The following is a 21231-nucleotide window of genomic DNA, read 5'->3' as shown; positions in this document are numbered from 1 at the left end:
AAAGAAAAACCACGAAGATGACACAAACCAACAACTGTTGATAAGGTACTGAATGTAGGAGTAGTATAATTAAACATCTCTTCGCTTTATTAAAGGTTAGTATTATTTTTTTTTAACGGTGCAAATTTATGTAATTAAAATTTACATTTCCAAATAAAAAAACATATTTTTTATAAAAAAATTAAAATAAATGTAAAATGTATAATTTTTAGTATATTTTATAATTATAAAAAAATATTATATTATAATTTTTTGTTAAAAAATAAAGAAGTAAGGATTGGTGTTTTGATTATTATATTGTTTTTTTCAAAATTTAAACGAATATAATTTCAATTATTAGAAAAAAAAATGTACTTTAGCCATTAGAAAATATCAAATTAGCAATTATGAATGAACATTTTAATATAAATGAAGACCATAACAAACTTTTAGTATCAGAACTTAGAAAACGATTTGCAAAAGTTCAGTTAGGTGGTGGCGAAAAACGGATAGCAAAATTACATGCCGAAGGTAAAATGACGGCACGAGAACGACTCGATTATTTGTTAGATGAAAAAGCCAACAATATCGAAATAGGTGCTTTTGCAGGCGACGGTATGTATGCCGAACATGGTGGTTGTCCTTCGGGTGGTGTTGTAGTAAAAATTGGTTATGTTTCTGGTGTTCAATGTGTTGTAGTGGCCAATGATGCAACTGTAAAAGCTGGTGCATGGTTTCCTATTACCGGAAAAAAAAATTTAAGGGCCCAAGAAATAGCCATTGAAAACAAATTGCCCATCATTTATTTAGTAGATTCTGCAGGGGTATATTTGCCTTTGCAAGATGAAATTTTTCCAGACAAGGAGCATTTTGGAAGAATTTTTAGAAACAATGCTATAATGAGTAGCATGGGTATTACTCAAATTGCAGCCGTAATGGGCAGTTGTGTGGCTGGCGGTGCCTACTTGCCAATAATGTCTGACGAAGCCATGATAGTAGATCAAACGGGGAGTATTTTTTTAGCAGGAAGCTATTTAGTAAAAGCCGCTATTGGCGAAAATATTGATAATGAAACACTTGGTGGAGCAACAACCCACTGCGAAATATCGGGCGTAACAGATTATAAGGCACTTAATGATAAAGATGCTTTGGATAGAATCAAACGCATGATGGGAAAAATGGGACAATTTGAAGTGGCAGGTTTTAACAGAATCAAAGCACAAAAACCAAAATTATTGGAAGAAGCACTATTTGGAGTATTGCCCAAGTCCAGAAATGAGCCTTATGATATGATGGAAATCATAAATAGACTAATTGATAATTCGGAGTTTGACGAATATAAAGCAGGATATGGACAAACTATAGTAACGGGATATGCTAGAATAGAGGGTTGGGCTGTCGGGATTGTTGCCAATCAACGAAAAGTTGTAAAATCGAAAAAAGGAGAAATGCAGCTTGGAGGAGTTATTTATTCTGATAGTGCCGACAAAGCAACACGCTTTATAGCAAATTGTAATCAAAAGAAAATACCATTGGTATTTTTGCAAGATGTAACAGGATTTATGGTTGGATCAAAATCAGAACATGGAGGAATAATAAAAGATGGCGCCAAAATGGTAAATGCAGTTGCTAATTCGGTTGTTCCAAAATTTACGGTTATCATTGGTAATTCCTATGGAGCCGGAAATTATGCTATGTGCGGCAAAGCATACGACCCAAGGCTAATTGTTGCTTGGCCAAGTGCCGAACTCGCTGTAATGGGAGGTACCCAAGCCGCCAAAGTATTGATGCAAATTGAAGCTTCGGCCTTGAAAGCAAAGGGGGAAATGGTTGATGAAATCAAAGAAAAAGAACTATTTGAAGCCATAAAAGCCAAATATGATGCTCAAATATCGCCTTATTATGCAGCCGCACGATTGTGGACAGATGCCATTATCAATCCTACAGACACTCGAACATGGATATCGATGGGAATAGAAGCTGCCAATCATGCACCGATTGAGAAAAAATTTAATTTAGGAATAATCCAAGTATGATTAAAAAAAGGCTGTCCAAAACTTATGTAGGACAGCCTTTTTTTTTTATTTTCTTTTAAATATTTTGAAAATTTTTGAAAACCAAGAGGTATCATTTTCTTCTAAGCCATAACCGTAGCCATAACCATATTTGTTTGAAGTAAAATCTACATCATTCAAAATTAAATTAATTTTCTTAAATCGTTTGTCCGTTTTTATTTTTTCTACTACAAACAACATCCGTTTATCTAAATAATTAGCCCTTACTACAAAAAGACATAAATCAGCCAAATTATTCAAATGCAAAGTATCTGATACCAAACCAACAGGTGCTGTATCAAAAATGACATAATCATAGGTTTTTTTGAGTTCTTCAACAAGATCGGTCAGTCGAGTAGTTTGAATAATTTCATTAAAATTAGGAATAATAAAACCAGAGTCAATCAAATCCAAATTAGGAACTTCACGAATAGGGTTGATAATATCTTTAACTGTTAAATTTTTATCTGTAATAAAATGCGTTATACCTTTAGCTTTATCTATATTGAAATACTCATAAAGTTTAGGAGCACGTAAATCTAAACCTAACAAAACTACTTTATAACCAGAGTGAGCCAAATAAGTAGCTAAATTTGCTGCCACAAACGATTTACCTTCACCACTCATAGTAGAAGTTACTAATATGGTTGAATTTTTAGCATTACTGGTTACAAAATTCAAATTAGCGATCAAATGACGTAAAGATTCACCTATATTGGTTCGGTCATTTTTCTCAACAATACTTCGGGTTTTATTTGTTCCTTTTGCAACATTTCCAATGATTGGAACAGAAGTCAATTTTTCTAGCTGTCCAATATTATGTATTTTGGTATCCAACAATTGTCCTATAAAAATTATCAGAAAAGGGATTAAAATTCCAATGAATAAAAACACTCCCAGAATTAAGGATTTTTTTGGAAAAATAGGTTCAAATAAACCGTTGGCTTTATTAATAATTTTGGCCGAAGGCAAAGTTGATACAGATGTTATAGTAGCTTCTTCTCTTTTTTGCAATAAAAACAAGAATAATGCTTCTTTTGTTTGTTGAGGTCTGTAAATTTCTCTAAATTTTCTTTCTTGAACAGGAATATCACTAATTTTTGAATTGATTTTTGTATTCTGCGATTGCAAATTACTGCTTGTTATTTCAAAAGATTTTCTTTGATTTTCTAGAGCATCTATAATATTTTTGCGTAAACTTACAACAGAATTTGCTAAATTAATCCATTCTGGATTTTGAGCTGTAACACTTTTAGCAAACATCCTTTTTTTGAGTAATAACTCATTATACATTTCAATATTTTTTGCTAACGTCAAGTCCGAAAGTCCGATATTTGTAGGAATTAAATCTTCTTTTGTTTTACTCAAATAATTTTGCATGTATTTGATTAACCCCAATTGAATATTATTATTTTGAATTTTAGTTTCTATTTCGGCATGGCCTTCTACAAAAATCTTGGCTTCAGACACTATATCTGTAAGGTTATTTTGTTTTTTAAAATTTTCAACATTTTTTTCTAATACATTCAATTCATCATCTAAAACCACAATTCTTTTATTGATAAATTCGGCTGTTTTTAGAGCAACCTGATTTTTATCTACAATTCCATTGGCAATATATTCTTGGACTAAAACATTCAAAATATCACGCCCTTGAGCTTGTATTTCCGATTTTAAACTTAACTCAACTGCATTAGATGTTTTGCTGATTTGGTTTACTTGAATGTCATTTCGATAATTATCCACAGCAATATCAAACGGAATTACCATGATGTTATACTCCATTGCTTCCACTACATCCTTTGTAACCAATTTGTTATAATCTGCTTTGGGTACAAAAATCAGTTCATCGGCTCCAATTTTAATGGTTTGCCCTAAACGGTATTTTTGATTACTTACACTATCAGAACTTACAGTAAATTGATTTTTATCTGTAAATTTGATTTTAATTTCAGAATTTATTACCCTACTACTATCCAGTTTTTTATGAACAATATAAAATGGTAAACTTTTGCTATATACCTCAATAACTTTGTGTGTAATACTCGTTTTTTTATAACATTTAATATTTAAGTTTAATTTACCAACAACATTACTTATTATAGGAATAGATTTAATAATTTGAATTTCGTCTTCAACAAAATTATTACCTGCCCCCACTCCTAAATCTTGTAACATCGAAATTTCATTCAAAGGACCACCCGACTTGTCTTTTTTTAGTAAAATGGTAGCTGTAGATTGATAAACGGGTTTGGCATATTTGATAAAAACAATTCCCGAAATTAAACATAAAAAAATACTTAATAAAAACCATTTATAATGTGCTAAATATTTTTCTAAGTTTTCTTTAAAATCGATATTGTCATTATTATTATGATGCTGATCATTATCAATAAATAAATCTTTGTAATCTGACATTTTGAGGAATTATTTTGTTAAAATTATAATTAACGAAAGTACTACAGAAGCCAATGATATTAAAACGGGTGTATTGGCGTTATAAGATGCTGATTTAATTTTTGCATTATTGGGAGCAACAATCACAACATCATTTTTTTTCAAATAATAAACATCTGACTCAAAAATATTTTTGGATGTCAAATCAACATTAAAATATTTTTGTTCTTTGTTGATTTCTCTTATCACCAACACATTTTTTCTAATAGCCGTAATATTCAAATCTCCAGCCAAACCTAAAGCTTCAAAAATGGTTATTCTTTCTTGGTTTACAGGATACACACCTGGTTTGTTTACCTCACCTAGTACCGTTACTTTAAAATTTTGCAATTCAATATTTACAATAGGATTATTTAGATAAGTTTTTAATTTATTTTTTAACATTTCTGTTAATTCAAGCATGGTTAATCCAGAAACCTGAATTTTACCCAAAACAGGAAACTCAATAGAACCATCTTGTTTTACTAAATATGTGATTTGCTTTGGAATCCCCGAAACGGTACCCGAAGCAACATTAATAGCACTTACAGGCATATTAAAAGATTGTACGCCAACATTATCTGACGAAGACACGAAAATAGCTAAATTATCATCAGGTTGAATCGTGTTTATATAGCTTTTTTGAATAGTATTGCTAGTATTTTGATGCACATCTTGCAATAAGATAATGTCTTTAGAAGAAGTACATGAAGATGCCATCATTCCTAAAAACAAAAAACACAAGAATTTCAAACCAATTTTATTGGTAAAGTGTTGTTTTGTAATAATCATTTTATATATTTAATTTTTTTTTGCAAAAGTAAGTGATTTTTATAGATAATAAAAATGTAAGCTATTTTTTTTGTTAGGAACTTCGCTTACCTTTAATGAAAATGGTATGTAGAATTTTAAAAAAATATTTAACATCTGTTTTAAAAGGGCTTTTCAGGTATTGAAGCAAGTATTTTTTTTCAGAATCCATAATTTCATCTAAAGTTTTAGGCGAATCGGCATAAAATGGGGGCAACAGTCCAGGTTTTGTTTGAGTTCTTAATGCTACTAATTCTGGATTATACAAACTCAAATAATGTGCACTTAATGGCCTAACACCAATGATTTTCATTTCGCCCTTCAATAAGTTAATGAGCATAGGCAACTCATCTATCCAGTATTTTCTTAATTTTTCTCCATAAGTTGGAATTCTAAAATCGTTTTTAAGCTTTCCTCCTTCGGCCAAATTGTTTTGTTCAAAAACATATTTCTGAATATACTCAGAATAAGCATGCATAGTTCTTAATTTATATACTTTTATAATTTTACTATCTTTTCCTATTCGTGGCAATTTAATAAAAAAGCCGTACTTAGGTTTATGTGCATCATGTTGAGGTTCATTTACTTTTTTTACTGCAAAATACAACAAATTATTAATTTGCTTAACTTCTGCTATTCCAAAACCACAATACACTAACCTACCCAAAACCTCAGTTTTTGAAAGCACTCTACCTTTGCCGCCTGATAAATAAAAATAGACTCTACTTGTAAACCATATTTTTGGAAGCACTCTTGTTATTAAGAAATCGAAAAAATAATAAATATGGTTTAAAGGTTTAGGGAATTTTTTCATCAACCTATTTTTTCTTACCATATAGGTTTCTGCACAACCCACATAAACGCCGTCATTCTTAAGTTTTTTATTTACCTTTTTTAAAAAACTATTTAGTTTTTTTATATCATTAATACGTTCTATATTAATAATTGCAACTTGTTTGCTTTCAATGCTTTCAATATTAAAAATATTTTGAGTAGCCAAAACAATTGCCTTTTCTAGAGAACAAAATTGATTGACAAAATCTAACCCTTCCTTACCTATATTTTTATTAAGTAGATATTCTTTTGGCATTGACAAGATATTTTAACTTATGACTTAATTTTAATGGTTAAATAATAATAAAAACTAATATTATAGCATTTAATATACTTAAATTTAATGAAATATTTTTAAAATTTAAAAAATTTTCTATAAACTGTATCTGGAACTATACCTAATTTGGTTGCCCAAAAAATAGGTTTTTTCAATTTTTTTATAATATTAAAATATGAATTATAATCTTTATAAGATTTTACTGGAGATTTCATGATGCTATCGAACTCCTCAGCAGAGTAACCTAGTTTTTTCTGACAATAATTTATTGTTTCAATTCCTTCAGTAAAAGGGTCTTTTTTAACAATTAATAAAGCTTCATTTCGAGTTATTTGTCCATTTCTTAAAAGAGCAGAATAATGGAGTTTTCTTTTATCTATATTGAATTTTCTTGTTAAAATATAAGATTGAAAAAAACCAGTATATTTCGATTCATGATGTTTGCCACCATAATTGTGCCAATCTACTTCACTTGTCAAAGATTTTAAAACTTCTTGTTCATCATAAGGTAAATAATACAGCAAACGTACTTGTTTTATTTTTCTTATAAATGAATAATACAAATAATCTGACATGTTCATAATTGGAAAACTTTTAATTTTTAGTTTTCCAAATTTTTTATGGATATCATTTACATATCTTCCATCCATATAGGTCCATGAAATTGGTGTAGTTCCTTCGGTTCTAAAGGAGTGTCCATGAATAATATACTTTAAATTTTCTTTAGCGGCTTCTTTAAATAAAACAGAAAATATTACCCAATCTGTAGGAACTTCTGCGTCGGGTACTGATGCTTCAAGAAAAGCTCTTTGCAAATCTTTAAACTCTTCCCAAACAGCCACATGAGTGTATAAATCAACATTTAATTTTTTGCAAACATTCTTTATATTATTTACGGCATGCTCTGTATTCCAACCATTGTCAAAATGTACCGCCAAAGGACGTAATCCTAATTTTACAGTTTCATATAAGGTATAAGTACTATCTCTACCTCCGCTTACTCCAACTATACAATCATAAGGCTTCCCTTTGCCATCTTGTTTGATTTTAGCCACTATTTTTTCTAACTCTTTTTTTGAAAGATCGTTTAATGCAAACTGCATTTCTAATTCATCATGAATTTCACAAAATGTGCATTCACCTTTTTCGTTAAATGTTATTCCTTCTACAGTGTCATCCATTATACACCTTGAACAAATTTTATCGGCTTGGTATTTAAAATTTTGCATTTTCTTATTCTTTTAACTTTAAAAAATCATCTATTAGATTTGTATAAAAACTTGAAACATTTATTTTATCTAAAAATAATTTTTCTTTTTTTTCTTTATATTTTTTCTTTTTGTCACTTTCTTTAATTAATTCTTTGATTTGATCAATTAATTCATTTGGTTTGTTTGTTTTGATACCAAATCCTAGTTTGTATTCATTTTCAATTTCATTCAAATAGGCTATTTTGCCAACAAAATCATTGAATCTCAAAAAAGGTGTTCCTAATAATCCTGCCTCTGCACACATCGTTTGACTATCGCCTATAAATAAATCTGCAAAAGCAATAAGATGATGCATTTTATTTGGTGGTAAATTTAAATTATATTTTTTGTATTTATCATTTATTTTATCTTCACCGCTAATAATTATATTTCCATAAGGCTCTAAAAGTTTGATAATTTCATCTATTAAATGTTCATTAAGCCCAGTATGCAAACCTTCAATGTCATGTCCAGCCGTTAAACTAACTAAACGAATTAAAAAATAAGGCTTATCTGCATCTACATACTCTTTAATTACGTCATAATCAGGCGTAAAATTATTTGGATGCAAATAGGCCATTTTTTGAATACCATTATACCCTATTTTTTTATAATCAAATTTTCCAACAGAACAAATATTAGGTGCGATTATACGTGTAGCAAATGGATATGCTGCCTTGCAAAACATTTTATTAATTTCAAAATCATCTTCATTAAAAACAAATGAGGGTATGGAGAATAGTTTGCCAATATAGGTAATCGATATATCAGTCCCTATCATTAAATTGGGTTTCCATTGATATACTACTTTACCTAAGTTAATATTTTGTTTACCTAATTCAAATATTCCATTGTAAATAATAGAAAAAGCATTTCTCTTTCTATTTTTCTTTTCATTAATTTTTATATACTCTACGCCCTCACTTTTAAGTAAATGCTCTAATATATCTTTCTCTTTAATAACATATTTAACATCATACCCTAATGCGATTAATTCTTTCACCGTAAACTTAAACACATAATAATGTGCCGGGTGATTTAAAGCAACTAAAATTTTCATAAAAATAATTTTTTCAACTCTTCCTTATCAGGATAGTTTATCAATATTCCATCTCTATTTCCATGATATACAAACATACTTCCAGCTGCAAAACCATTTACAACTGTTTTTTTATGTAACTCTTGCATACTATCAATATTTTTAGCCCCCCCAAGTGCAACTATAGGAATAGATACTAATTTTGATATTTTGTCTATCAGTTCCAAATTATATCCTCGTTTTGTACCGTCATTATCTATAGATTGAATGATTAACTCTCCGGCTCCTTTTTCTTGCATTAGTTTTGCAAAATCTTCGATAGCTAAATTTGCTTTTTTTGAACCATTTCTATAATAGACGTATTCTCTTCCAAAAAAGTCTTTTTTCACGTCTATGCAAACTCCAATTGTAGATGATCCGAATCTATCAGACGCATCTTTTATAAAATTAGGGTTTTCGATAGCAAAAGTCCCAATTATACATTTTTCAACACCAATCTTTAATATACTTTCTATGTTATCTAAAGTTTTGATTCCGCCACCAACAGAAAATGGCATATTGGCCTCTTCTCCTACTTTTTTTACAAAATCTAAATCAATTATTTTATTATCTTTTGTAGCATTAATATCTAAAAAGACTAACTCGTCTGCTTTTAAATCATTAAATATTTTCACAGCATTTATAGGGTCTCCTATATAGCGATGTTTTTTAAAATTAATAGATTTTACCAGTCCGTAATCTTTTAATAATAAAACTGGAATAACTCTTGGTTTGTACATGTACTATAATTGTATAAAATTTTTAAACAATTGATCTCCTTGTGAATGACTTTTTTCTGGATGAAATTGACATCCAAAAATATTATCCTTTTCAATGGCAGAGACAAACTCATAATCATAATTTGTAGTCGTTAATATATCTTGTTTGTCATTACATTCTATATGATAACTATGTACAAAATAAAAATCATTATTTGAAATATTATCAAATAATTTTGATTTTTTTTGAATAAATGTTTCATTCCAACCTATGTGAGGAATTTTAAACTGAAAAGTATCAGAAACTTTAAATTTTATGACATTAGCATCAAACCATCCAAAGCCTTCTTCGTTCCCTTCTTCACTAGTTTTGGCCATTATTTGCATCCCTAAACAAATACCTAAAATTGGTTTTTTTTTAATTAAAACAGATTCGTTTATAAAATCCCAAAGATTTAGCTTTTTGATTTGTTCAATTGCATTACCAAAATGTCCTACACCAGGCATTACCAATTTATCTGCTTTACTCAACTCGGCAATATTATTTGAAACAAAACTATTTGATTGTAATCTATCAAATTTTCTTTTTACCGAACCTGAATTGCCCATATTATAGTCTATAATTCCTATCATAACTCATCTATATATTTTCTAAACCATAATTCTAAATGTACCCATTTCCAAATTTCATTTGAAATATTTATTTCTCTACTAATGTGCTTTTTATATTTTTTAACCACATTTTTTTGATCAAAAATTCCTCTGTTACCAAAAGATTCACTTGTTATTATATTATTTATTTTGTTTTGCCATTTTATTTCTCTAAACCATTCATCTTGAGGGGTTTCAAAACCGATTTTATCTACTCTGTTTCTTATAACTTCGGGTAAAATACCTTTCATCGATTTACGTAAAATGCTTTTAGTCATTCCGTTTTTTATTATTTCATTCGATTTTGTAGCCAACGATTTTTCAACCAGCTTATAATCCAAAAATGGAACTCTTGATTCTATTGAAAAATGCATTGAATTTCTATCACCCCATTTTAATAAATGTTCGAGTTTGTATTCAAAATGATTTAATAATGAATCTTTTAAACTTTTGGAACCATACAAATTATCAGAAATACTTGATTTTTTTAAATAATCATTAACAAATTTAACATTAAAATAACCTAAATCATTCACTTTTGTTTTGGTTCGAATATTTTTAGGAAGTAAAAAAAACAAAAACGTTTTAAGCCCAAAAGTGGATTTATGTATTTTCAAGTAATAGTACATTTCTTTCAACAAAGTGTACCATTTTAAATTGATTAATAAATCTTTAAAATAAAACCCAAAAATGTAATGGTAACCCGCCAAATGTTCGTCTGCACCCTGACCATCAATAGTAACAACTACATTATTTTGTGCCTTTTGCATCACTTTGTATTGTGCATAAGGTGATGTTGACGGAATTGGCTCTGTATGGCAAGTTATAAAATCATCAAGATCGTCATACAAAGTTTCGGCAGTAGGGGTTATATAATGCCTTTGGCCTGGTTTATCTGCATATTCTAATATAAATTTTGATTCATCGCCAGAAAAATTATCATCAAAAACCGCCGAAAAAGTATTTAAGTTTGCTACGTTTAAATGATCAATTATAACCGACACAATTGAAGAAGAGTCCAAGCCACCACTTAAACATACTCCAACCGGCACATCACTTCGTAATCTTAGTTTTACAGCCTCTACAAATACATCTTTAAATTCATTAGGTGAAGAAAAACCTGTGCTTTTTTTAACATTTTCCCTTAAATCATACCATTTTTCAGGTGCAATCGTATTTTTTTGTTTTTTCAAATCAACAAACAAACAATGACCGTGCGATATTTTTTCTATACCCTCAAAAAAGGTTTGACTGTTATGTTCTGTTTTATTAAAAACTAAATAATCAAATATTGCCTGTTCGTTTGCTTTTGGTTTTGCTTTTAATACTGCTAATATAGATGGAATTTCTGAGGCAAAATAAAAATTATTCTCATCTGAATAATAATAAAAAGGCTTTACTCCAAATCTATCCCTTGCAAAAAACACTGTTTTTTCTTGATTATCATATATAGCAAAAGCCCACATACCATTAAACTTATGCAAGCAATCTTTTCCCCATTTGATATATGATTTTAACAAAACTTCTGTATCGGTTTTGGTATTAAAAACCGTTCCATTTCGTATAAGTTCTTCTCTTAATTCTACATAATTATATATTTCCCCATTAAATACCATGGTGTATCTTTGGTCTTCACTTTGAAATGGCTGATGTCCTGCACTAGACAAATCGATGATACTTAATCTTACAAATCCAAAACCAACCGTATTATCAATAAATATACCTTGATCGTCTGGCCCTCTGTGTTTCATGGCTTGAACCATAGACAGCAGTTCCAACTCTTGAACCTTTTGGTTATTGAAATTGATTATTCCCGAAATTCCACACATTATTTATTTAGTATTTGAGTGTAAATGTCTTTTATTTTTTTGGCAATTACACTATTATATAATTCTTTTTCAATGATAACTTCTCTACCTTTTATTCGGTTATTGTTTTGAAAAACCAAACTTATTTTTTCGGCTATTATATTTTCATCATACGGTACTATAAAACATCCAGCTACCTGCTCTATCAAACTTTTTACATCGCCAACATCTACTGAAATTATGGGACAACCACACATCAAAGCTTCCTTTACAACTTGTGGACCTGTTTCTCGAATAGAGGTTATTAATAAGCAATCTACTGCATGCATCAACTGTATTACTTCTTCTCTTTTATATCCTTTTAATTCTAATAATTTTATGTTTTCCAATTTTTCTACAGCTTTTTTGGCTAAGTCGTAATTTTTTACCGGCTCATCAAAACTTGAACTGAATAAAACTAATTTTTCTTTGTCAGAAAAACGCAAGTTTATCCTAGCCTCTTCTTTAGAAATATATTGATATTCATCTAAATCAATCCCGCATGAAATAATAGTGTGTTTTTTTTTAAATATAACAAAATTTAGCATTTTACTATTTACAAAGATACTACTATTTGCTAAATAAAAAACAAAATTTGATATTATATTATTAACCCCTCTTTTTTGAATATCACATCCATGAAATGTAACTACAACTGGAATTCTTCGTTGAAAAATGGCTAATAATCCACTAAATCCATAATGAGCGTGTATGATATTGGGTTGAAACGATGCTATTTTTTGCAATAATGCCTTATAATTTTTAATATAACCTAATATCCCTTTGCCTTTTATCAAAAAATATTCTATTTCAACGTCTAATTTTTTTAATGCGTTGACTTGCTCAACTATAAATGGTGCAATAACTTGTGCATTGCCACTACAAACAATTAATACTCTCATTTACTATTACATTTTTATAAAATTAATCAGTTTTTTACTATTTTTAATATAATCTAAATTTTCATACCCCCATTGGTATCCCGCATTAGCAATTTTGTTAGACTCTAAAGGGTTTTCTATAAAAAACACCAATCCATCTTTGATAGAAGTTGGGTTATTGGAACTTGCAAATACAACTTGTTTTTTGTTTTCAAAATATATTTTAAAATCATCGGTTACAGTGGTAACTATTGGTTTTTTCATAGCAAAATATTCGCCTAATTTAGTTGGAAATCCTGCCTCAGCAAATTCACCTGCTATTCTTGGATTGACTAAAATATCGCATTTTTGCAAATTTTGTTGTACATCTGATTTTTCCAAGAAACCTGTAACTGTTATTTTGTTTTTAATGCTATCTGGTAATTGATTTAACTTGTTTTTTAATTCAGAAGAAAAGTTGCCAATAATTAATAGTTGGGTGTTTGGATGAAATTCTTGTAACAACACGAAAGCGTCAATCAAATCAAAAGTTCCATTTTGTATATTTGTAGTTCCACAAAACCCAATGACAAAAGTATTTTGAACTTTTTTAAAACTAGAACTATAAAAACTAGAAAAATCTATAAAATGATTGATTAATAGAACATTTTTTACATTATTTTTTTGAATTATTTTTTTCAAATAATGACTTAATACAATAACACCATTAAAATATTGATCTATAAATTTGAATTGCCCATAATAAAAAACTAATTTTATTTTTTTCCACCAAACTGGAGTCAGCGATTGCGGTTCGTAATAATCTGTAACAATTCTATATAAACGGATATTAAATAATTTACAAAATAACAAATAGGGTATTGTAAAATATAAATATTCAACTCCATATAAAATGATTGTGTTTTTTTTATATTTTATTTTTTGAATTAATATTGAAAATGGAGTATAAATAATTTGTGAAATTAAATTTACAAATTTTAAAAATTCATTTTCTGGAAATTTTTTATTTATAAAATTACTTACTTTTACCTTATGCTCAGTATCTCCAAATAATTGACCTCTTAATCGAACAACCGAAACAGCTATTTGGTTTTCGTATATACCATCAACCATTTGCCGAACAAAATTTTCTGGTGCACCGCCGTTTGGAAAATCAGATGTTGTATATATTACAATATTTGGTATATTTATTTTATTATCGTTCATAAATTTCTTAATTTGTATTAACCAAATTTAATATTTAAAACATTATCTATTGTACAATCGGAAGCCTTATTGTTGTATGCCGTTTTGAATTCAATTTCATAAATGTTACTACATATTTCGTTTAAAACAACTTTTCCAAAATTGCCATAGCTTGTGTATATAATAAACATTATTCCTTTTTTAATATTAATTTTTCATTAAATAATATGCCTATATAAATAAAGGTTAGTAAAAAAGTATTATTAGCTAAATTATATGTTAAAACAGACATTAAAATAGAAAAAGTCATCAAATATTTAACAATAACTCTTTGATTATAAAACAAAATAAACATTGTTTTTTTTAATATATATATAAACATGATCAATCCTGCCCAACCCCATTTTAATAATAATTCAGCATAAGTATTTGGTCCACTTACAGGCTTTCCGTATTTTAAAATGCCAGGAACATTTTCTAAAATGCCCCAACCAAAAGGCCATTTCAAACTCTCTTCAAAGGCAAATATTATAATTCCTAATCTTGATAATCTAAATTGCTGGTTATCAACACCTTCATACCATGTTTCGCTACCTACTTCTACATAAACATTTATTTTTCCAGCTAAAAAATCAGAATTAAGATAAAAATAAACAGAAAATATAATAAATATTGGTAAAATTACAATAATTAACATGTTTATTCGTGCACTTTTAAATTTCAACAAAAAAGCTAATGTCATCAAAAAAAGTACAAAAAAGCCCATAGTTGATAAAGTAGTAATGATAGCGATAACGTAAACTATTATTTTTTTATCAATAGTGAAATTGTTTTTGAAAAAACGAATAAACATTGCCAAAATAATCATAAAAGCAAAGGCTCCTGGTTCCCACATAAAACCGCAATTTCTATCGGCAGCCCAACCACTAAACATGAAAAAACCTACATACCAACCACCTGCCAACTGCTGCTCTTCTAATGAAAATGCAGAAAGCAAAGGCGATAATGCGAAAAACAAATTAGGATTAATTAATTGTATTGTAAATAATGGTAACGATATTAATGTTAAAACATATATTATTCGTTCAAATTTATTTAAAAAACTATTAATACCCATAATTCTAATTATAAAATATGGTAGTAATATACGAGCGGTTACAGATAAAAAAGTTATTGCTTTAAATGATTCTACATGATTATATACTAAAAAAGATAAAATGTTTATCACAATCCAAGATGTCAAAAAAATATAAATCTTTAAGTTTATAGTTTTTTTTAGGAAAAAAAACAAACTTAAAATATAAATTACAACGCTTATAAGAAATAGTTTTTCATTTAAAAAAATGGCACTTGAAGAGGCTAATATTATAAGTAATATTATTAAAAAATCTTCTTTGAAAAAAGTAATAATTTTATTCATTAACAATTTTATTATAAATTAATTTCAAATCATTTGAAATTTTTTCTTTATTATGCCTTATTAAAGCGGTTTTTCGAGCTTGTTTACCATATTCTTTTGCTTGCTCAAAATGTTGCACAAATTCCAAAATAGTCCCTGCCAACATCCACGGATCTCCATCTTGTATTAAAACACCTTCTTTTTTATTTTTTAATATAGAGCCTGTACCTCCAACGTGCGTACTAATGCAAGGCACTCCTAAAATCATTGCTTCGCATAAACTATTTGGGCTATTTTCTATATGTGAGGGCATTACATAAATATGAGACGATTTTAGATTTTGTATGAGTTCATTCTCATTTAAATTGCCTAATAACTTAATATAATTTCCTACGTTACATTTTACTACTTTGGTAATTAATGATTTTTCATTTAATCCAGCTAATCTCCATTCAAAATCTATGTTTAATTTTAATAGTAAGTTTGCTGCTTGCAAAATCGTTTCAAAACCTTTGTATGGGCTATCGCCTGTGGTGGTATGTATGATAATTTTTTGGTTTTTATCCCAATCTAAATCCCAAACATTTTTATAAAATCCATCTCGCAACACTTCATCATTATGAAAATATGTATTTTGTGGGCTCAAAACTTTAGTTATATTTTTGTCCCAATCAGTTCTTCCGATAATATATTTTGAATTTTTCAAAATTTCACTTTCAATTTTCGATTCGTTCTTCATATTACGGAATGTAAACATGAAATTATCAATAAAAGGAAAGTTTTTTCTAATAAAATATGTATTTATTTTATTTTTACTCAATCCTGAAAAAAATTTATGCGTATATACCGTCAAATTACCTTGTATTGAAACCACAATTGGCTTATCTGTATATTTGTAAATCAGTCCAAAATCAGATTCTGTTCCATGAATGTGTATTACATCAGGATTTATTTCCATTATCAGTTTTTGATATTGATCCAAATAATTATATTTCTGCAAATTAAAAAAGTTTAATATCTTTTTTGATAGTGATTTTTTAATAGTAATTGGATAATAAGTCGTTTTCTTGTATTCAAATGGGTTTATAGATAAATGGGTTTTAAATGCAATATGCAAATCTATATGGTCTTGCATCAATAAATCTAAAGATTTTAACCAGCCTCCTGTTTGTTTGATTTCGTTGTTAAAATACTCATCAGCATTTGCAGGAGTATTTGAAAACCATAATACTTTTGTCATGACTTTTATTTATTAAATAATCCTTTTGCTTTGTCATTTATCAAATAATAATATTGTATTGGATAAATAAATATAGTTAGTGTACTTAACAATATATTGAAGTATAAAATACCTTCTATTCCATATATTTTTGCAAAAAATACCGACAAAGGAATATTTGTTATAGCTGCAAAGATGCCTATCAACATTTGAACTCTAACTTTGCCAATGCCATTAAAAAAACTAACATACGTAGCATTCCAAGCCATAATGATGAGCCAAATACATATCAAAATTGATATTTTTTTGGATATGAAAACCTTTTCACCAAACCAAATTTTAAATACAAATCTATCAAAATAGAGCATTAATAAGGCAAGGATTACCAATAATATCCATACAATGTTTAGTTTAATTATTGATTTTTTAATCCACAACTTATCATTTTTTACCCATGCTTCAGTAAATGCACTCCAATAAGGTGTCAAAACAATTGCAGAAATCATAGATATAATACTAAAGTATTTGAACCCTAAATTATAAACCGTAACTTGCTCTTGTCCAAACAATTGACCAATAACAATAATATTGGTTTCAAAAATTAAAATTGCTGAAATTTGTAGGAAAAAAAACTTGAGTCCTAAAGACATTAAATCTTTGTATAATGTAAAATCTATTTTTTTAAATGATGGTTTTAAATGTTGGTAGTTTTTATTAAAAAAATAAAAATTGGCCATAACTAATATTACGGCTGGTACAACACTAAACAAAAAAGAAAATAAAAACAACGAAGAAAACGAAGTTTTTGTAAGAATATAAATAATAATTAATACAAATAGCTTTCCAATTAAATCAATACTAGCCGCCTTTGCTGTTTTATGATGTGCTGTTAAAACTACGGTTATTAATCGTAACATGAAAGATAAACAAAAAATAGAATACGTAATTAAAATAATATATTTTAAATCTATATTGGCAATTTTTGATTTATCTATATTCAATAAAATATTCCAATCTACAAAAAATGTAAATAACAAAAAAAATAGGATTAATATAGCAATAATAATTCCTATAATTCCATAAGTTGTACTTACATATTTTTGAGCTAATTGTATATCCTCTTTAGCTAAAGCTTCGGTTAATTTGTTTCTCAAACCATGTCCCAAACCAATATCAAAAAAACCGAACCAACCAACTAACGAGCTTAACGTGATCCACACCCCATAGTTATAATTATCTAAATAATTCAGTGTAAGCGGAACCAATAATAATCCAATAAAAATATTTAAACCTTTTATTCCAAAGGAATAAAAAATATTTTTATAAAGATTAAAATCAAACTTGTTTATATTGTTTTTGGAATTCAATAACATATTATTTTTATTGTTTTTCATACACTAACAATATGGTATGTCCGATAATGTTTAGTCTATTACTTTTTATTTTTTCTGCTTTTTTTGAATAAACTCCAACTAACACATGAAACTTTCTTACTATGTTTTGAATTAATTTATTCTTATATCTTAAATTGTATTCTGAACCCAAATAGGTTTGTATATGATATTCTTGCAATTCTTCTAAATGTACTTTTATTAATTTTAAATGAAAAATATTACATAAATTTTTTAACGAATTTTCGGTCCAAAGCCCCATGTGGTGTGGTGGCATATTCAAATTAAAATCATCGTTTTTAAGATACGAATCATTGTTTGGAACGCTAATGATCATTTTACCTTTTGGTTTCAAACAAGCTATTTTTGAGGCAATAAAACTATTTACATCTGCAATATGTTCCAATACTTGATACGAGCATACCACATCAAAAGAATCTTTATTATTTACAGAATAATCTTCTATTCTTTCGTTTAATACTTGAAATTTTCCATAATCGTTTTTACTTGATTCGTTTAACTCTAATCCTATTGATTTATCCAATGAATACAGTTCATTAATTTTTTTTAAAAATGCACCTTGTCCACAGCCTACTTCCAATAATTTATCTCCATCATTAATATAATTTTTACTTATCTCGTGTTCCCATTTCCATGGCATATAATACCAATCAAATTTTTGAAAATGTTCATAAAATTTACTATCCCCAGAAAGATTGAATGGATAGTAAAAACGATACCCTGTATTTATACATTTATAAATGCTAATATAATCTAAATTTGTAAAGTAATCCGAAACATCTATGTTAAAACTTTTATTATAATCTGAAATTAACTGTTTTGTTTTAATTCTTCTTTCAAAAACAGCTTCAGAAATTTTTGTAAGAGGAGATATTATGTTTTCCATTTTTTAATTATTTTTTATTTGATATGTTACTAAATCACAACCTCTTTCCATACGTTTTTCTTCACATAATCTGTATAACTCAATATAATTCGTACCATTTTTTCACTCACATTAGGTTTAGAATAATCTGCAACAGGTTCAAAATTTCTATTTGAACCCATTTTTTGTTGTTGTACATGTTCCAATGCTTGCATAATTCTAGTTGGATTTAGTCCAACCATCATTACGCTTGCTTCTTCCATGGCTTCGGGTCTTTCGTGTGCCTCTCGTATATTTAAAGCTCGGAAATTGAGAATTGACGATTCTTCGCTTATAGTTCCACTGTCTGACAAAACTGCAAACGCATTGATTTGTAATGCGTTATAGTCTGAAAATCCCATGGGTTTTTGCCATTGAATCAATTGATGAAGCACTACATCTTCTTTCAATTCTTCCAATCTTTTTTTGGTTCTAGGATGTGTCGAAACAATAATAGGAAAATTATATTTGGCAGCAATTGTATTAAGAGTATGAATTAAACCAAAAAAATTAACATCACTACTAATATTTTCTTCTCGATGTGCAGAAACTACAAAATATTTTTGGGGTTCTAGCGCTAACTTTTCTAAAACATTACTTTCTTTAATTTTAGGTAAATAATAGTTTAAAACCTCAAACATAGGGGATCCCGTTTTGATTATTTTATCCGCAGGCAACCCTTCTCTTAATAGATATTCTCTAGCTATATCAGAATAGGTTAAATTAATATCCGAAATATGATCTACAATCTTTCTATTGGTTTCTTCAGGAACACGTTGATCAAAACATCTGTTGCCCGCTTCCATGTGAAAAATAGGGATATGCCTTTTTTTGGCTGGTATAGCACATAAGCAAGAATTTGTATCACCTAAAACTAAAAAGGCATCCGGTTTTATTTCTTCTAATAATGGATCTATGTTTACAAGTATTTGACCGATTGTTGCGGTAGCCGATATACCAGCGGCATTCAAAAAATAATTAGGTTTTCTGATTCCAAGGTCTTCATAAAAAACTTCATTAAGTTCATAATCATAATTTTGACCTGTATGTACTGTAATATGTTCAATAGCAGGACTTTCATCCAAGGCAGCCATTACTCGAGAAAGTCTAATAATCTCTGGTCTGGTACCTACAACAGTCATTACTTTTAATTTTTTCATCTATTCATTTTATTCAATTAAACAACTTCAAACCAAGTGTCAGGATCATTTGCATCAAAGGGTTCATTAATCCAAAAATTGGTATATAGTATTTCGTCTCCTATATTTTTAATATTATGAGTAAACCAAATTGGCATATCTACATAGGCAGGCTCGTTTCCATTCAGCTCAAAATTATAAACTTTATTTGTTCCTATTTTTCTTAATTGTATTAACGCTTTACCTTTTATTACTGCAAAACGTTCTATTTTTCTGGTATGAAAATGGTTGCCTCTTGTAATACCAGGCACTGTCGTAGAAAACGAGGTTTGCCCTGCAATACCATGTCGAGCAATTTCTACAAATGCTCCCCTTTCGTCTGCATGTTGGAGGAATTTTTTTGGGAAATAATTTTCAATATCCATATAACAACGATATGTATTAAATAATTTAAGTTCAAAATCGTTGTGCAATTTTGGAAATTCACCTTTGTCTTGGTAGGTTTTTTTAAAATTGATAAGAATTGACAATAATTCAGAAACTTTTGACTGTGCTGTTGGAGCTACATCATATTCATGACTATTGTCATTATTATTTATTGCATTGATTATTGCATCAACAACCTCGCCAACATATACCAACTTCAAATCACCATCTACATCTATTTTGGGCTCTTCGTTTCTTGCTATTTGATGGCAAAAAGTGGCGATAACCGAATTATAATAAGGGGTTCCAAAAGGCCCATATACATTAGGAATTATCATTCCTGTAAATCTACCGCCAGATTTGTTTGCCCATTCAGCAAGCATCAAACGCCCTTCTTTTTTGGATTTTCCATATAAATTATCTCTTTCTTCTTGTGTCGAAGACGAAATAATAAGATGTGCTTTACTATTTTGATTTTCTAATGCGTTTATTAACTTTTTTACTAAATCCGTATTGGTATCAAAGATTGTATTGGCATCATGATGCCTGTTTAATGCAGCCAAATGAATGATAACATCGCATTGACTAACAAAATGTTCTAATGCTTTAGAGTCATCAAAAAAGCTTCTATTAAAATCAATAATTTGAAATTTTTGTTTATTCAAATTTAATGTTTGTAATAAATGGTAACCAATAAACCCATTCTGACCTGTTATACCTATTTTTTTCAT

17 protein-coding genes are annotated in these 21231 nt (G+C 28.5%); 1 reads left to right on the top strand and 16 read right to left on the bottom strand.

Annotated elements, in window-relative coordinates:
- Window positions 1-386 precede the first annotated feature (386 nt).
- Window positions 387-2015 carry an acyl-CoA carboxylase subunit beta gene (locus B0A58_RS01745; protein WP_089079624.1) on the top strand — a complete coding sequence of 543 codons (1629 nt, stop codon included), beginning with the start codon at window positions 387-389 and terminating at the stop codon, window positions 2013-2015.
- Window positions 2016-2060: 45 nt separating this feature from the next.
- Here the strand turns inward: B0A58_RS01745 and B0A58_RS01740 are convergent, their stop codons facing one another.
- From B0A58_RS01740 to B0A58_RS01665, 16 genes are all read right to left on the bottom strand, one after another.
- Window positions 2061-4451 (bottom strand): GumC family protein, encoded by a 2391-nt coding sequence (locus B0A58_RS01740; RefSeq protein ID WP_089079623.1) that lies wholly within the window; start codon window positions 4449-4451, stop codon window positions 2061-2063.
- Between the two features lie 9 nt (window positions 4452-4460).
- Window positions 4461-5261: a polysaccharide biosynthesis/export family protein gene (locus B0A58_RS01735; RefSeq protein WP_089079622.1), complete on the bottom strand. Its 801-nt coding sequence runs from the start codon at window positions 5259-5261 to the stop codon at window positions 4461-4463.
- 73 nt (window positions 5262-5334) lie between these two features.
- Entirely contained in the window at window positions 5335-6369 is a 1035-nt protein-coding gene (locus B0A58_RS01730; protein ID WP_089079621.1) for a sugar transferase, read from the bottom strand.
- 98 nt (window positions 6370-6467) lie between these two features.
- Window positions 6468-7619 carry an N-acetyl sugar amidotransferase gene (locus tag B0A58_RS01725; RefSeq protein WP_089079620.1) on the bottom strand — a complete coding sequence of 384 codons (1152 nt, stop codon included), beginning with the start codon at window positions 7617-7619 and terminating at the stop codon, window positions 6468-6470.
- A 4-nt stretch (window positions 7620-7623) separates the two neighbouring features.
- Window positions 7624-8700, bottom strand: a complete 1077-nt coding sequence (locus B0A58_RS01720) for a DUF354 domain-containing protein (protein WP_089079619.1) — start codon at window positions 8698-8700, stop codon at window positions 7624-7626.
- Window positions 8697-9458 carry an AglZ/HisF2 family acetamidino modification protein gene (locus tag B0A58_RS01715; RefSeq protein WP_089079618.1) on the bottom strand — a complete coding sequence of 254 codons (762 nt, stop codon included), beginning with the start codon at window positions 9456-9458 and terminating at the stop codon, window positions 8697-8699. Before B0A58_RS01715 ends, B0A58_RS01720 begins: the two co-directional genes overlap by 4 nt.
- A gap of 3 nt (window positions 9459-9461) precedes the next feature.
- Window positions 9462-10070: an imidazole glycerol phosphate synthase subunit HisH gene (gene hisH, locus B0A58_RS01710; RefSeq protein ID WP_089079617.1), complete on the bottom strand. Its 609-nt coding sequence runs from the start codon at window positions 10068-10070 to the stop codon at window positions 9462-9464.
- Window positions 10067-11917, bottom strand: a complete 1851-nt coding sequence (gene asnB / locus B0A58_RS01705) for an asparagine synthase (glutamine-hydrolyzing) (protein ID WP_089079616.1) — start codon at window positions 11915-11917, stop codon at window positions 10067-10069. The genes hisH and asnB overlap by 4 nt, the downstream gene beginning before the upstream one ends.
- Window positions 11917-12837, bottom strand: coding sequence for a glycosyltransferase family 4 protein (locus B0A58_RS01700; protein ID WP_089079615.1), 921 nt, complete (start codon window positions 12835-12837; stop codon window positions 11917-11919). The genes asnB and B0A58_RS01700 overlap by 1 nt, the downstream gene beginning before the upstream one ends.
- 6 nt (window positions 12838-12843) lie before the next feature.
- Window positions 12844-14022 carry a glycosyltransferase family 4 protein gene (locus B0A58_RS01695; protein ID WP_089079614.1) on the bottom strand — a complete coding sequence of 393 codons (1179 nt, stop codon included), beginning with the start codon at window positions 14020-14022 and terminating at the stop codon, window positions 12844-12846.
- Window positions 14023-14191: 169 nt separating this feature from the next.
- A complete protein-coding gene (locus B0A58_RS01690; RefSeq protein WP_089079613.1) occupies window positions 14192-15421 on the bottom strand; it encodes a hypothetical protein in 1230 nt (409 codons plus the stop codon).
- Window positions 15414-16640, bottom strand: a complete 1227-nt coding sequence (locus B0A58_RS01685; protein ID WP_089079612.1) for a glycosyltransferase family 4 protein — start codon at window positions 16638-16640, stop codon at window positions 15414-15416. The genes B0A58_RS01690 and B0A58_RS01685 overlap by 8 nt, the downstream gene beginning before the upstream one ends.
- Window positions 16641-16645: 5 nt before the next feature.
- Complete coding sequence (locus B0A58_RS01680; protein ID WP_243389427.1) at window positions 16646-18013, bottom strand: lipopolysaccharide biosynthesis protein; 1368 nt, start codon at window positions 18011-18013, stop codon at window positions 16646-16648.
- Window positions 18000-18917 carry a class I SAM-dependent methyltransferase gene (locus B0A58_RS01675; RefSeq protein WP_089079611.1) on the bottom strand — a complete coding sequence of 306 codons (918 nt, stop codon included), beginning with the start codon at window positions 18915-18917 and terminating at the stop codon, window positions 18000-18002. Before B0A58_RS01675 ends, B0A58_RS01680 begins: the two co-directional genes overlap by 14 nt.
- Before the next feature lie 29 nt (window positions 18918-18946).
- Window positions 18947-20095 (bottom strand): non-hydrolyzing UDP-N-acetylglucosamine 2-epimerase, encoded by a 1149-nt coding sequence (gene wecB, locus B0A58_RS01670; RefSeq protein WP_089079610.1) that lies wholly within the window; start codon window positions 20093-20095, stop codon window positions 18947-18949.
- 17 nt (window positions 20096-20112) lie between these two features.
- On the bottom strand, window positions 20113-21231 hold the full coding sequence (locus B0A58_RS01665) for a polysaccharide biosynthesis C-terminal domain-containing protein (protein WP_089079609.1): 1119 nt from the start codon (window positions 21229-21231) through the stop codon (window positions 20113-20115).

Origin of the sequence: Flavobacterium branchiophilum NBRC 15030 = ATCC 35035, assembly GCF_002217205.1 — a bacterium.
Taxonomy (GTDB): domain Bacteria; phylum Bacteroidota; class Bacteroidia; order Flavobacteriales; family Flavobacteriaceae; genus Flavobacterium; species Flavobacterium branchiophilum.
The sequence above is the reverse complement of the archived record's forward strand: the minus strand, read 5'-3'. Positions and strand labels throughout refer to the sequence as shown.